This is a genomic window from Pseudomonas sp. TUM25319 (assembly GCF_056388475.1).
The window spans coordinates 1,364,007-1,378,710 of record NZ_CM150751.1 but is presented as its reverse complement, the minus strand read 5'-3'; the positions used below and the strand labels follow the sequence as shown (position 1 = coordinate 1,378,710).

Sequence of the window (14,704 nt, the reverse complement as noted above, 5' to 3'; positions counted from 1 at the left end):
ATCGTCACAACAGTTCGGCCAGACGCTCCTTGTAAGCTCCCGCCAGCGCCCGGATCTCCGGATGCACCGCCTGCTCCAGCGCAGGCCCGGCCACCCGCAGGAAATTGGCATTGCCACCTTCCAGCGCCACCTGCAGCCACTTCAACGCGCCGTCCAGATCGCCCTGCGCCGCGAGTACCGCCGCGTGGCTGAACTGTCCGCGGAAATCCCCGCCCTCGGCCGAGCGCCGGTACCAGTCCTGCGCAGCCGCCAGGTTGGCCTGGCAATGCAGGCCCTCTTCCAGATAACGCCCAAGCAGATTCATCGATTTGGCATGACCCATCTGCGCCGCCCGACGGTAGCAGGCCAACGCCAGCTGATGGTCCTGGACAACACCACGGCCAGTGGCCAGCAGGTTGGCCAGGTTGTAGATGCCCCAGTCCAGCCCGCCATTGGCCGCTTGCCGGTAATGCCGCGCCGCCTGGGCTTCATCCACTTCGCCACCCCAGCCATGCTCCAGGCAACGGCCGAGCATGTTGTGCGCCATCAGGCTGCCCTGCTGCGCGGCAATGCCGAACCAGCGCCGGGCCAACGGCGGATCGCGCTCGATACCCCGTCCGTCCAGGAGGATCTGCCCAAGCAACGCCTGGGCCTCGACCACGCCCTGCCCCGCCGCCATCAACAGGGCCTGAGCCGCCTTGGCCGGGCTCTGCTCGAGCATCTGGCCGAACTCGTCGGTGCCCACCTTTTCTTCACGACGCAACTGAAAGGCCACGGCTCAGACCTCGACCCAGCGGCGCAGCAGGTTGTGGTAGGTGCCGGTGAGTTGCAGCAGTGACGGATGATCCGGCACGTCGGCAGTCAGTTGCTGAATGGCGTTGTCCATCTCGAACAGCAACGCCCGCTGGCTGTCTTCACGCACCAGGCTCTGGGTCCAGAAGAACGCCGCATAACGCGCCCCGCGGGTAACCGGGTTGACCCGGTGCAGGCTGGTGCCGGGGTACAGCACCATGTCGCCGGCCGCCAGCTTGACCCGCTGCAGGCCGTAGGTGTCCTGGATCTCCAGTTCGCCACCGTCGTAATCCTCAGGGTCGCTGAAGAACAGCGTGGAGGACAGGTCGGTACGCACCCGCTCGACACTGCCCTTGGGCTGACGCACGGCGTTGTCGATGTGGAAACCGAAGCTGCCACCCTCGCGATAGCAGTTGATCAGCGGCGGGAACACCTTGTGCGGCAGTGCCGCCGACATGAAGCGCGGGTTGTTCCACAGGCGCTCGATCATCGCGGCGCCGATTTCCTTGGCCAGCGGGTGCGCTTCGGGCAACTGCAGGTTGTGCTTGGCCTTGGCCGACTGATAGCCGGCCGTGATCTTGCCGTCGGCCCAATCGGTGCTCTCCAGTGCCTCGCGGATGCGCAGCACTTCCTCACGGGTAAACAGGCCGGGAACGTGTAAAAGCATGGCGATGGGCACCTGAGCGGAAAAAGTTGCCAATGGTATTGATTCTTATCTATCCGCCACAAGCCTCATCCGAGGGGCGGACATTGATCCCCGGCAAAATTCCGTGAAAAAGGTGTAAAGAATGTAAGTGCCAACGATTCTCAATTGTCTTGACATGTCTCCTTACACTAACCTCCGCCGCCTCGAAACCTTGGGAGGGGGTCCACCTGATGTCGCGTCAATTCGTACCAACCGCTGTCAGCTCACCGCGCTTGCTCGCATCCGCCATCGGCGTCGCCATCACCGCAACGTCGGCCGCCCACGTGACGTACGCCGACGAACCGGCACCGGCTCGCAAGGAGGGTGCGATTTCCCTCGATGCCACCAGCATCAACGCCGAGGCCAACCAGGCCAGCACCGACTACAAGGTGGAAAAAGCCTCTTCGCAGAAGTACACCGCGCCGCTGGTGGACACCCCACGTTCCATCACCGTGATTCCGCAGCAGGTCCTCAAGGACACCAACGCCCTGACCCTGCAAGACGCCCTGCGCACTGTCCCCGGCATCACCTTCGGCGCCGGTGAAGGCGGCAACCCGCAAGGCGACCGTCCGTTCATCCGCGGCTTCGACTCGCAGTCCGACACTTACATCGATGGCGTACGCGACACCGGCGCCCAGAGCCGCGAAATCTTCGCGATCGAATCGATCGAAGTCAGCAAAGGCCCGAACTCTGCCATTGGCGGTCGTGGCGCTGCAGGCGGCAGCATCAACCTCGTGAGCAAGAAAGCGCACCTGGGCAACTCCTTCGACGGCGGCTTCACCTGGGGCTCCGACCAGACCCAGCGCTACACCCTCGACGGCAACTACCAGTTCAGCGACACCGTTGCCGGCCGCCTGAACCTGATGAGCCACGAAAGCAATGTTGCCGGTCGCGACAAGGTCAACTACGACCGCTGGGGCATCGCCCCGTCCCTGGCCTTCGGCCTGGGCACCGACACCCGCGTCAACCTCGACTGGTACCACCTCGAAAGCGACGACCTGCCGGACTCCGGCGTACCGTACTCGATCCCGGCCGCCGGTAGCACCGCGCGCACCTCGGCACACCCGAGCAAGCCGATCGACGGTGGCGACAGCAGCAACTTCTACGGCCTGACCAACCGCGACTTCCGCAAGGCGCGCACGGACATCGCCACCATTGCCGTCGAGCACGACCTGACCGACGCGCTGACCATCAAGAACACCCTGCGCCACGGCAACTCGATGCAGGACTACATCCTCACCCAGCCGGACGACAGCCAGCGCAACGTCAACAACGGCAGTGTCTGGCGCCGGGCCAACACCCGTGTGGGCAACACCGCCACCACCACCAACCAGACCGATCTGTTCGGCGACTTCTACATCGCCGGCTTCAAGAACAGCTTCTCCACCGGTATCGAACTGAGCCGTGAAGAGAGCAAGCGTTCGACCTACAACGTCAACACCGATACCACGCCACTGACGCCGATCACCTCGACCACGCCGTCCAGCACCAACTGCACCGTGGGCACCATCGCCTCCAGCGGCTACAACTGCACCTCGCTGAGCAACCCGAACCCGGACGATCCGTGGAACGGTGCGATCTCGCGCAACTACGCCGGCACCACCACCAAGAGCAAGACCCGTGCGATCTATGTGTTCGACACCCTGGAGCTGAGCCCGCAGTGGCTGGTCAACATGGGTCTGCGCTACGACCACTTCGAGACCGAGTACCGCACCTACACTGCCAACGGTGCCACCAGCGTCAGCGCCAAAGGCGTGCGCGCCGAAGGCGAGGACACCAGCGAATTCGTCACCGGCCAACTGGGCCTGGTGTGGAAACCGGCCGACAACGGCAGCATCTACGTCTCCTACGCCACCTCGGCCACCCCACCGGGTGCCATGCTCGGCGAAGGCACCGAGAACAACCCGCTGGGTGGTACCACCGACCGTTCGGGCAACCTGCTGTCCAGCGACCTGGAGCCGGAAGAAACCACCAACTACGAAATCGGCACCAAGTGGGACCTGCTGGACAACCGCCTGTCCCTGACCGGCGCGATCTTCCGCACCGAGAAGGACAACGCCCGCGTTCAGGTCGATGCCACCACCTACGAGAACGTCGGTACCACCCGCGTCGACGGTATCGAGCTGGGTGCCAGCGGCAAGATCACCGACAAGTGGCAGGTCTTCGCCGGCTACACCTACATGGAAGGCCGCCAGATCGACGGTGGCGCGATGGGCAAGGCCAACGACGGCAATCAACTGCCTAACCTGCCGAACAACGCAGCCAGCCTGTGGACCACCTACCAGGTCACGCCGAAGCTGACCATCGGCGGCGGCGCCTTCTACACCGACGAGGTCTACGGCAGCGTGGCCAACACCACCATGGTCGACAGCTGGGTTCGCTACGACGCCATGGCCGCCTACAAGCTGACCAAGAACGTCGACCTGCAACTGAACGTGCAGAACCTGACCAACGAGGTCTACTACGACAAGGCCTACAGCACTCACTTTGCCAACCAGGCTGCGGGCCGTACCGCCCTGCTGAGCACCAGCGTCCACTTCTGAGGTCGCTGATTGCATCGCCCCGTTCATTTCGGTGAACGGGGTTTTTGTGTATCAAGGCATAATGCGCGACTAATTCGCATTCCCAGCAATATCAGGTGGTCGATGTGGTGAAAAAGACGTTGTTCCAACTGCACTGGTTCTTCGGCATCACGGCCGGACTGGTGCTTGCGCTGATGGGGATTACCGGCGCGGCCTACTCGTTCCAGGACGAGATCCTGCGGGCGATAAACCCCGAGGTGCTGACCGTAAAGCCCCGCGAAGGCGGCATGCTGCCGCCTGCCGAACTGGTTCGCCGGGTCGAGGCCACCGAGGGCAAGAAAGTCGCCCTGCTGTGGGTACAGACGCACAACGATGGCGCCACACGGGTGTTCTTCACCCCGCCACCGGGCGAACGACGCGGGCAGATGCGCTACGTCGACCCCTACACCGGTGAGTTCCAGGGCGATGTGGTCGGCCAGGACTTCTTCAACCTGATGCTCAACCTGCACCGTTTCCTCACCATCGGCGACACCGGCCGGCAGATCACCGGCGCCTGTACGCTGATCCTGGTGTTCTTCTGCCTGTCCGGCCTCTACCTGCGCTGGCCGCGCCAGGCGCTGAACTGGCGTGTCTGGCTGACGCTGGACTGGGCCAAGAAAGGCCGCGCCTTCAACTGGGACCTGCACGCCGTATTCGGCACCTGGTGCCTGCTGTTCTATCTTCTGTTCGCCCTGACCGGGCTGTTCTGGTCCTACGAGTGGTACCGCGAAGGCCTGAACAAGCTGCTGGCCGACAAGCCCGCGGCCGGCCAGGAACACAAGCGCGGCGAGGGTCGTGGAGAAGGCCGCGGCGGTCGTGGTGGCCCACCACAGGCCGACCCGAACGCACCACCGCTGGTGGTGGACTACGACGCCGTCTGGGCCAGCCTGCAGAAAGCCGCAGGGCCGGGCCTCGCCGCCTACAGCCAGCGCTTGCCGCCGGCAGGCGGACAGCCGGTGATGATCTCCTACCTGCTGGACGACGCCGCTCACGAGCGCGCCTTCAACAACCTCAATGTCGATCCGGTCAGCGGTCAGGTCCGCAGCCACGAGGTGTACAACGACAAGTCGTTCAAGGCGCAATTGCTCACCAGCGTCTACGCCCTGCACGTCGGCAGCTACTTCGGCCTCACCGGGCGCATCCTGGCGATGATCGCCAGCCTGACCATGCCGCTGTTCTTCGTCACCGGCTGGTTGCTTTACCTCGACCGGCGCCGCAAGAAACGCCAGGTCCGTGCCGCCCGCACTGGCCTGACCCAGGGTGCCGACTCACGCAACGGCTGGCTGGTGGGCTTCGCCAGCCAGAGCGGCTTCGCCGAGCAACTGGCCTGGCAGACCGCCGGACAACTGCAGGCCGCCGGCCTGCCGGTGCGGGTCCAGCCGTTGGCCAACCTGAGCGAGGACGACCTGCGTCAGGCGCAGCGTGCGCTGTTCGTGGTCAGCACCTTCGGCGACGGTGAAGCCCCGGACAGTGCCCGCGGTTTCGAACGCAAGGTACTCGGCCAGCCCTGGTCACTCGACGGCCTGGACTACGCCTTGCTTGCCCTCGGTGATCGTCAGTACGCCCACTTCTGCGGTTTCGCCCGACGCCTGCATGCCTGGCTGGGCGAGCGCGGTGCCCATGCCCGCTTTGCCCCGATTGAAGTGGACAGCGCCGACCTTCTGGCCCTGCAACGCTGGCAGCAGCAACTGGCCGAACTCAGCGGCAGCAGCGCCACCGCGACCTGGCAGGCGCCGCAATACGCGCTGTGGAGCCTGACTCGCCGCGAACTGCTCAATCCGGGTAGCCAGGGCCAGCCAGTGTTTCTGCTGGGCCTGACGCCGCCCTCACCGGAACGCTGGGAGGCCGGCGACCTGATCGAGATCCTGCCGCGCCTGGCACCGGCGAACGTGGAGCGTTTCCTGGCCGGTCTGGGCCTGGACGCGGGCAGTGAAGTGCTGGTCGATGGCCTGCGCGAGCCACTGGGGGTCGCCCTCGCCAGCCGACAGTTGCCGGTCAGCCGAGAGCACCTGGTGGGTCTGCATGCCCAGGCGCTGGTGGATGCGTTGATTCCGATCGACGCCCGCGAATACTCCATCGCCTCCATTGCCAGCGATGGCGTGCTGGAACTGATCGTGCGCCAGGAGCGCCACCCGGACGGCAGCCTGGGCCTGGGTTCCGGCTGGCTGACCGAGCACATGGCGGTGGGCGACAGCGTCAGCTTGCGTCTGCGCCGCAATAGCGGTTTCCACCTGCCGGGCGCGCCGGCGCCGATGATCCTCATCGGCAACGGCACCGGCCTGGCCGGTCTGCGCAGCCTGCTCAAGGCGCGAATCGCCAGCGGCGAGCAACGCAACTGGCTGCTGTTCGGCGAGCGCAATCAAGCCCACGACTTCCTCTGCCGGGACGAACTGCAAGGCTGGCTGGACAGCGGCGACCTGGCCCGGCTGGACCTGGCGTTCTCGCGGGACCAGGCGGAAAAGATCTATGTGCAGGATCTGTTGCTGCAACGCGGCGACGAACTGAAGCGCTGGCTGGATGACGGCGCGGCCATCTATATCTGCGGCAGCCTGCAAGGCATGGCGGGGGGTGTGGATGCAGCGCTGAACGGCTTGCTCGGTGAAGCTGCGGTGGAAGAGCTGATCGAGCTGGGGCGGTATCGCCGGGACGTCTACTGAGCCCTTCAGGGCCTCATCGCTGGCAAGCCAGCTCCCACAAGTTTCGCGGTCTACGCAAACTTGTGGGAGCCGGCTTGCCGGCGATGAGGCCCTCAAGTGTTCAATGCAATTCGAAGGTATCGGCATCCAGGTTGGCCGGGAACCGTGTCCGGTAGGCCGCCAGGTCCGCCGCGCTCAACACTGCGGTAAACACGCCATCCGCCTCGCCGGCGCTCAGCAGGCTCTCGCCCTGGAAATCCAGAACCTGGCTGTCGCCGGTATAGGCAAAGCCCTTGCCGTCGGTGCCCACCCGGTTCACCGCCGCCACATAACACAGGTTCTCGATGCCCCGCGCCGGCAACAAGCGGTTCCAGTGCTGACGCCGCGCTGCGGGCCAGTTGGCGGTGTACAGCAGCAGGTCGGTGTCCTGGGCGTCGCGGCTCCACACCGGGAAGCGCAGGTCGTAGCAGATCAGCGGACGCACCCGCCAGCCTTTGAGCTCGAACTGCACCTGGCGCTCACCGGGGGTGTAGTGCTTGTGCTCGCCGGCCATGCGGAACAGATGGCGCTTGTCGTAATGCAGGATCTCGCCATCCGGCCGTGCCCACAGCAGGCGGTTGCGGTGGCTGCCATCGGCGGCCTGGATGATCACGCTGCCGGTCACCACTGCGCCAATGCGTGCCGCCTGGGCCTTGAGCCATTTATAGGTGGGGCCGTTCTCCGGTTCGGCCAGACGCTCCGACTCCATGGAGAAACCGGTGGTGAACATCTCCGGCAGAATCACCAGGTCGGCGCCTCTGGCCTGATCCAGCAGGGTTTCGAAATGCTCGTAGTTGCCCTGCCGATCCTGCCAGACCAGGCTGGTCTGGATCAGGGCGACGGTGAGGTTGGGCAGGCTGCTCAGATCGCGCATAGTTTTTCCGCTGCCTCGCGCAGCGTCTCCTCGCGTTTGGCGAAACACAGGCGCACCAGGCGCTGCTCGGGAATGGGCTGCTGGTAGAACACCGACACCGGGATGGTCGCCACGCCGTGTTCGCGGGTCAGCCACATCGACATTTCGACATCATTCAGGTCAGGACGGATCTGCGAATAATCCACCAGCTGGAAGTAGGTGCCCGCCGCCCGGCGCAAGCTGAAACGCGACGGCGCCAGCAGGTCGCAGAACAGGTCACGCTTGGCCTGGTAGAAAGCCGGCAGTTCGTCCACATGCTCAGGGTGCTCGGCCATGAAGTCGGCCAGCGCCCACTGCAGCGGCGTCACACCGCAGAAGTTGACGTACTGGTGGACCTTGCGCAGCTCGCCGCTCAGGGCCGGCGGCGCAACCACGTAGCCGGTCTTCCAGCCAGTGACGTGGTAGGTCTTGCCGAACGAGCTGACGACGAACGCACGCTGATACAGCGCTTCGTGGGCCAGCACGCTGGCGTGGCGCACGCCGTCGAACACAAGGTGCTCGTACACTTCGTCGCTGACCAGATAGATGTCACGCTCGGCGATCAGCGCCGCCAACTGGTCCAGGTCGGCCCGGCTGATCAGCGCGCCGCTGGGGTTGTGTGGCGAATTGATGATGACCATCCGCGTGCGCGGACTGAGGGCGTCGGCGAACCGCTGCCAGTCGATGGTGAAGTCCGTGGAGTCCAGTTGCACATGCACGCAGCGGCCACCGGCCAGTTCCACGGCGGGCTCGTAGCTGTCGTAGCTGGGGTCGAAGACAATGACTTCGTCACCGGCACGAATCACCGCATGGATCGCGCAGAAGATACCCTCGGTGGCCCCGGGAACGATGGTCACTTCGTGGTCGGCATCGACGTTGACGCCATAGTGACGGGCGATCTTGGCCGCCACCTGCTGGCGCAGGGCCGGCAAGCCGGTCATCGGCGAATACTGGTTGTGTCCGGCGCTGACATGCCGCCCGACCGCATCGAGCAGGGCCTGCGGGCCATTGAAGTCAGGAAAACCCTGGGACAGGTTCAACGCGCCGGTCTGCACGGCGAGCTGGGACATGGTGGTGAAGATGGTCGTGCCGACATTCGGCAACTTGCTGCTGATCATGGAGCCCTCTTTCCTGCGGACCCGCCCCCGGGAGGCGCGGACAGTCCCCGAGCATAGCGGATTGGATGGTCAGGAAAAAGGTTGAAACATAGTCCCGGCGCAGGGCGCTGACCCGGGTCAAAAAGCGGCGCGGCGCATGCCTGGGCATGCGCCGCGAGCGGCTTACTTGCGCTTGTCCTTGCGCTTCTTCTCGGCTTTCTTGTGGTGCGACATCAACCGGCGTTTCTTGTTGACCTGACGGTCGGTGAGGGTGTTCTTGTTGCCCTCGAACGGGTTGTCGCTGCCCTTGTACTCGATGCGGATCGGCGTACCGACCAGCTTGAGCACGCGGCGGTAGGTGTTTTCCAGGTAGCGCGAGTAGGAACGCGGCACCTTCTCCACCTGGTTGCCGTGGATCACGATGATCGGCGGGTTCGCACCACCGAGGTGGGCATAACGCAGCTTGATCCGGCGACCGTTGACCATCGGCGGCTGGTGCTCGCTGACGGCGTCTTCGAGGATCTGGGTCAGGCGGCTGGTCGGCCAGCGGGTGACCGCCGAGCGGAACGAGTTCTGCACCGACTGGTACAGGTTGCCGACGCCAGTGCCGTGCAGTGCGGAGATGAAGTGGATATCGGCGAAGTCGACGAAGAACAGCCGGCGCTCCAGCTCGGTCTTCACGTAGTCGCGCTCGCTCGGCTGCATGCCGTCCCACTTGTTCAGGGCGATGACGATGGCGCGACCGGCTTCGAGGGCGAAGCCCAGCAGGTTGAGGTCATGGTCAACCACGCCTTCGCGGGCATCCATGACGAAGATCACCACGTTGGCGTCCTTGATCGCCTGCAGGGTCTTCACCACCGAGAACTTTTCGACTTCCTCGTGGATCTTGCCGCGCTTGCGCACGCCGGCGGTGTCGATGAGGGTGTACTTCTCATCGTTGCGCTCGAACGGGATGTAGATACTGTCGCGGGTGGTGCCCGGCTCGTCGTAGACCACCACGCGCTCTTCGCCGAGCATGCGGTTGACCAGGGTCGACTTGCCGACGTTCGGGCGACCGATGATGGCGATCTTGATGCCATCCTTCTCGCTCGGCCCCGGGATACGGGTGGCTTCCTCGCCCTCGGCGACGTTTTCGTCCAGCGACTCTTCTTCGGCATCGCGGGGTACGTCACCCAGCACGATTTCCATCATCGCGTTGATACCGCGGCCCTGGGAGCCGGCCACCGGGATGGCGTTGCCCATGCCCATCGGGGCGAACTCGGCGCGAGCGGTATCAGGGTCGATGTTGTCGACCTTGTTCGCCACTAGGAACGACTGCTTGTTCCGCTTGCGCAGGTGCTCGGCAATCATCTGGTCGGCGGCGGTCAGGCCGGCACGGGCGTCCACCAGGAACAGCACATAGTCGGCTTCTTCGATGGCCATGAGCGATTGCTCGGCCATCTTCTCGTCCATGCCCGCCTCGTCACCGGTGATACCACCGGTATCGATGAGGATGTAGGTACGACCCTGCCAGCGGGCTTCGCCGTACTGGCGGTCGCGGGTCAGACCCGAGAGGTCGCCGACAATGGCGTCACGGGTCTTGGTCAGGCGGTTGAACATGGTGGATTTGCCGACGTTCGGCCGACCCACCAGGGCGATTACGGGAACCATGCGGCTCTCCATTTGCTTAATTTCAAAAAATACAAAGGCCGCTGCGGGGCAGCGGCCGAATGTGTCGGGCAACGTCTCTCGACGTCGCGGCCCGGGACCCGAAGGCCCCAAGCATAGACTTACTTGATGGTCAGCGCCTCGAGGGTACCGCTGTTGCCATACACGTAGATCATGTTGCCATCGACCAGCGGACGGGCGCGCAGGCCGTCGCTGTCGATGCGCTCGCGGCCGACGAAGCGACCGTCCACCTGGCTCAGCAAGTGCAGGTAACCTTCAAGGTCACCGACTGCCACGTAGCTGGAGAACACCTCGGGGGCCGACAGTTGACGGCGCGCCAGTTGGTCGTTGCTCCACAGCGCCGAGGACGAGCGCTCGTCGATACCCTCGACGGTGCCCGACGCTTCGCTCACGTAGACGTTGCCGAAGCCCTGGGCCACGCCGGTGTAGCTGGAGGCATCGCGCTGCCACAGCACACGGCCGGACTCCAGTTCCAGGCCGGCGACGCGGCCCTGGTAGGTGGCGACGTACAGCGTGCCGCCGGACAGCAGCAAGCCGCCATCGATGTCTACCACACGGTCCAGCTCCGAACGACCTTGCGGGATCGCCACGCGCTGTTCCCACACCGGCACGCCGTTGCTGGTATCCAGCGCCACGACCTTGCCGCTGGACAGGCCGGCGACCGCCAGGCGGTTGGTCACGATCGGCGCGCCAGTGCCGCGCAGGGTCAGGACCGCAGGGGTGCTTTCATAGATCCAGCGACGGTCGCCGGTGGCTGCGTCGAGACCGATCACGCGGTCGTCCTGGGTCTGCACCACCACCACGTCACCATTGGTGGCGGGCGGCGCCAGCACTTCGCTGGTCACGCGGGCAGTCCACTTCTGCTCGCCGGTGCTGGCATCCAGGGCGATCACCTCACCCTTGATGGTACCCAGCATGACCAGGCCGTAACCCACGCCGACAGCGCCGGAGATCGGTTTTTCCAGGTCCTTCTTCCAGATCACGTCGCCGTTCATACGGTCCAGCGACATGACCACACCGGTCACGTCGGAAGCGTAGATACGGTCGTTCTCGATCACCGGAACCAGCATGTTCCAGGTGTCGCCCTGACCGTCACCGATCGAACGGCTCCACTGCTTCTTGAGCACCACTTCTTCGGTGAACTTGGTCAGCTCGGCCGGAGGCAATTCCTTCTTGCTGTTGCTGCTGCAACCCACGGCCAGGATGGCCAGGCTCAGCACTGCTGCATGTTTCCAACCGATCACGTCACGCATCCCCTTTGGCCAGGTCGTCGAGCTTGAGTTGCAGGCCACCTACCGCGTCGTCGTCCGACAGCGCGGCCTTGGCCTTTTCGTATGCGGCATGTGCATCGGCGTTGCGGCCCAGTTGCACCAGCAGGTCGCCCTTGAGCTCTTCGCGGGTCGCGACGAACGCCTTGTCGGCATCGCCGTCCAGCAGCTTCAGGGCTTCGTCGGCCTTGTTCTGTGCAGCCAGGACGCGGGCCAGACGCTGACGGGCGATCTCGCCCAGGGTCGCATCGGCCGGTTTGTCGTAGACGCTCCTGAGCTCGGCAGCGGCGTCATCGAGCTTGCCGCTCTCGACCGCGACCTTGGCCACGAACAGGCTGGCGTACTGGGCGTAGGCCGAGCCGCCGAACTCGCTCTTGAGCTTGCCGGACAGTTCGGCAACCTTGGCCTTGTCGGGCTCGCCGCTTGGCGTCAGGGTCGTTTCCACCAGGGCCTGATAGAGGTTCGAGGCGCCTTGCGACTGGTTGTTCTGGTACTTGTGCCAGGCTTGCCAGCCGAACACCACCACCAGTGCCAGCAGACCGCCGGTTACCAGTGGCTTGCCGTTGCGCTCCCACCAGTCCTTGAATGCGGCCAGTTGTTCATCATCGGTACTCGACACCCCAAATACTCCTTTTCACCAATTCGGCTGATGGGCGCTTCACGCCTGCGCGAGGGAAGCTTCCAGGTGCTCTGCCAGAGCATCCCAGGCAATGTTTTGTTGTTCGCCCTGACCACGCAGGGGTTTGAAACCTACCACTTGTTGCGCCAGTTCGTCGTCCCCGAGGATAAGGGCGAACAGCGCCGCGCTCTTGTCGGCCTTCTTGAACTGGCTCTTGAAGCTGCCGCCACCGGCATTGACCTGCAGGCGCAGGTTCGGCAGACGGTCGCGCAGACGCTCGCTCAGTTGCAGGGCTGCCAGCTCGGACGGCTCGCCGAAGGCACAGAGGTAGACATCCACCTGACGGGCAATGGACTCAGGGACCAGCTCCAGGGTTTCCAGCAGCAGGATCAGACGCTCGATACCCATGGCGAAACCGACGCCCGGGGTCGGCTTGCCGCCCATCTGCTCGACCAGGCCGTCATAACGGCCGCCGGCGCAGACAGTGCCCTGTGCACCGAGCTTGTCGGTGACCCACTCGAACACGGTCTTGCTGTAGTAGTCGAGGCCACGCACCAGCTTGGTGTTGATCACGTAGGGAATGCCGGCGGCATCCAGGCGCGATTTCAGGCCCTCGAAGTGAATGCGCGACGCTTCGTCCAGGTAATCTTCCAGCTTCGGTGCACCCACCAGGGCGGCCTGGGTGGTGGCGTCCTTGCTGTCGAGGATGCGCAGCGGGTTGGTCTTCAGGCGGCGCTGGCTGTCTTCGTCCAGTTGATCGAGACGGCCGGAGAGGAACTCCACCAGGGCGTCGCGATAGCGGGCACGGGCTTCGCTGGTGCCCAGGCTGTTGAGTTCCAGCTTCACCGCGTCGCGCAGGCCCAGCAGGCCCCACAGGCGCCAGGTCAGGGCGATCAGCTCGGCGTCGATGTCCGGACCTTCGAGGTTGAAGACTTCGATACCGATCTGGTTGAACTGGCGGTAGCGGCCTTTCTGCGGACGTTCGTGACGGAACATCTGGCCGATGTACCAGAGCTTCTGCACCTCGCCGTTGCCACTGATGCCGTGCTCCAGCACTGCCCGCACGCAGGATGCAGTGCCTTCGGGGCGCAGGGTCAGGGAATCGCCGTTGCGGTCAGTGAAGGTGTACATCTCTTTTTCGACGATGTCGGTCACCTCACCGATGGAGCGCTTGAACAGCTCGGTGAACTCGACGATCGGCATGCGGATCTGGCGATAACCGTAGGTATCCAGCAGACCTGCAACGGTGCTCTCGAAGTAGCGCCACAGCGGCGTCTGCTCGGGCAGGATGTCGTTCATGCCACGGATGGCTTGCAGCGATTTGCTCACGGAAAATCCTTAACGAAATCTGTAGCGGTCAACCGCGGGCAATCAGTGCCGCGTCGGCCTCGACCTTTTCGGCCGCTTTCTGGCGGATCAGCTTTTCCAGCTCTTCCACCAGGTTGTCATTGGTCAGCTTCTGCGCCGGCTTGCCATCGATGTAGATCAGGTTCGGCGTGCCGCCGGTCAGCCCGACATGGGCTTCCTTGGCTTCACCGGGGCCATTGACCACGCACCCGATCACCGCAACGTCCATTGGCACCAGCAGGTCTTCCAGACGGCCTTCGAGCTCGTTCATGGTCTTGACCACATCGAAGTTCTGCCGCGAGCAGCTCGGGCAGGCGATGAAGTTGATGCCGCGGGAACGCAGGTGCAGCGACTTGAGGATGTCGTAGCCGACCTTCACTTCCTCGACCGGGTCGGCCGCAAGCGAAATGCGAATAGTATCGCCAATCCCGTCGGCAAGCAGCATACCGAGGCCGACCGCCGATTTCACCGTGCCCGAACGCAGGCCACCGGCTTCGGTGATGCCCAGGTGCAGCGGCTGGACGATCTGCTTGGCCAGCAGACGGTAGGCTTCGACGGCCATGAACACGTCGGAGGCCTTCACACTGACCTTGAAGTCCGGGAAGTTCAGGCGGTCGAGGTGCTCGACATGGCGCAACGCCGACTCCACCAGCGCGGCCGGGGTCGGTTCGCCGTATTTTTTCTGCAGGTCTTTTTCCAGGGAACCGGCGTTGACGCCGATGCGGATCGGAATGCCGCGGTCACGGGCCGCGTCCACCACGGCACGCACGCGGTCTTCGCGACCGATGTTGCCGGGGTTGATGCGCAGGCAGTCGACACCCAGTTCCGCCACACGCAGGGCAATGCGGTAGTCGAAGTGAATGTCGGCGACCAGCGGCACGCTGACCTGCTGCTTGATGCGACCGAAGGCTTCGGCGGCGTCCATGTCCGGTACCGAAACCCGGACGATGTCGACACCGGCATCGACCAGACGATTGATTTGCGCCACGGTGGCGGCAACGTCGTTGGTATCGGTGTTGGTCATGCTCTGTACGGCGATCGGTGCATCACCGCCCACCGGCACATTGCCAACCCAGATTTTCCGCGATTCGCGACGTTTGATCGGAGATTCGCCGTGCATG

Annotated in this window: 11 protein-coding genes; 2 read left to right on the top strand and 9 right to left on the bottom strand. The window is 64.3% G+C overall.

The features are described 5' to 3' along the window. Window positions 1-4 precede the first annotated feature (4 nt). Window positions 5-754, bottom strand: a complete 750-nt coding sequence (locus tag AC05QJ_RS06350; RefSeq protein ID WP_476746109.1) for a tetratricopeptide repeat protein — start codon at window positions 752-754, stop codon at window positions 5-7. Between the two features lie 3 nt (window positions 755-757). Beyond that, entirely contained in the window at window positions 758-1,438 is a 681-nt protein-coding gene (locus tag AC05QJ_RS06345) for a Fe2+-dependent dioxygenase (RefSeq protein ID WP_476746108.1), read from the bottom strand. A gap of 209 nt (window positions 1,439-1,647) precedes the next feature. Here AC05QJ_RS06345 and AC05QJ_RS06340 point away from each other — a divergent pair, with 209 nt between their 5' ends. Beyond that, complete coding sequence (locus AC05QJ_RS06340; RefSeq protein WP_476746107.1) at window positions 1,648-3,999, top strand: TonB-dependent receptor; 2,352 nt, start codon at window positions 1,648-1,650, stop codon at window positions 3,997-3,999. 104 nt (window positions 4,000-4,103) lie between these two features. After that, a complete protein-coding gene (locus AC05QJ_RS06335; RefSeq protein ID WP_476746106.1) occupies window positions 4,104-6,674 on the top strand; it encodes a PepSY domain-containing protein in 2,571 nt (856 codons plus the stop codon). A gap of 100 nt (window positions 6,675-6,774) precedes the next feature. Here AC05QJ_RS06335 and AC05QJ_RS06330 read toward each other — a convergent pair whose 3' ends face one another. The 7 genes from AC05QJ_RS06330 to ispG all read right to left on the bottom strand — a co-directional run bounded on the left by AC05QJ_RS06330 (window position 6,775) and on the right by ispG (window position 14,703). Then, window positions 6,775-7,566, bottom strand: coding sequence for an amidohydrolase (locus AC05QJ_RS06330; RefSeq protein WP_476746105.1), 792 nt, complete (start codon window positions 7,564-7,566; stop codon window positions 6,775-6,777). Then, window positions 7,554-8,702, bottom strand: coding sequence for a pyridoxal phosphate-dependent aminotransferase (locus AC05QJ_RS06325; protein WP_476746104.1), 1,149 nt, complete (start codon window positions 8,700-8,702; stop codon window positions 7,554-7,556). The genes AC05QJ_RS06330 and AC05QJ_RS06325 overlap by 13 nt, the downstream gene beginning before the upstream one ends. 162 nt (window positions 8,703-8,864) lie before the next feature. Next, window positions 8,865-10,331 carry a ribosome biogenesis GTPase Der gene (gene der, locus AC05QJ_RS06320; protein ID WP_476746103.1) on the bottom strand — a complete coding sequence of 489 codons (1,467 nt, stop codon included), beginning with the start codon at window positions 10,329-10,331 and terminating at the stop codon, window positions 8,865-8,867. 119 nt (window positions 10,332-10,450) lie between these two features. Further along, window positions 10,451-11,593 (bottom strand): outer membrane protein assembly factor BamB, encoded by a 1,143-nt coding sequence (gene bamB, locus AC05QJ_RS06315; RefSeq protein ID WP_476746102.1) that lies wholly within the window; start codon window positions 11,591-11,593, stop codon window positions 10,451-10,453. A gap of 1 nt (window position 11,594) precedes the next feature. After that, a complete protein-coding gene (locus AC05QJ_RS06310) occupies window positions 11,595-12,236 on the bottom strand; it encodes a YfgM family protein (protein ID WP_476746101.1) in 642 nt (213 codons plus the stop codon). A gap of 39 nt (window positions 12,237-12,275) precedes the next feature. After that, window positions 12,276-13,565 carry a histidine--tRNA ligase gene (gene hisS / locus AC05QJ_RS06305; protein ID WP_476746100.1) on the bottom strand — a complete coding sequence of 430 codons (1,290 nt, stop codon included), beginning with the start codon at window positions 13,563-13,565 and terminating at the stop codon, window positions 12,276-12,278. Between the two features lie 28 nt (window positions 13,566-13,593). Continuing rightward, on the bottom strand, window positions 13,594-14,703 hold the full coding sequence (gene ispG / locus AC05QJ_RS06300; RefSeq protein WP_476746099.1) for a flavodoxin-dependent (E)-4-hydroxy-3-methylbut-2-enyl-diphosphate synthase: 1,110 nt from the start codon (window positions 14,701-14,703) through the stop codon (window positions 13,594-13,596). Between the last annotated feature and the right edge of the window lies 1 nt (window position 14,704).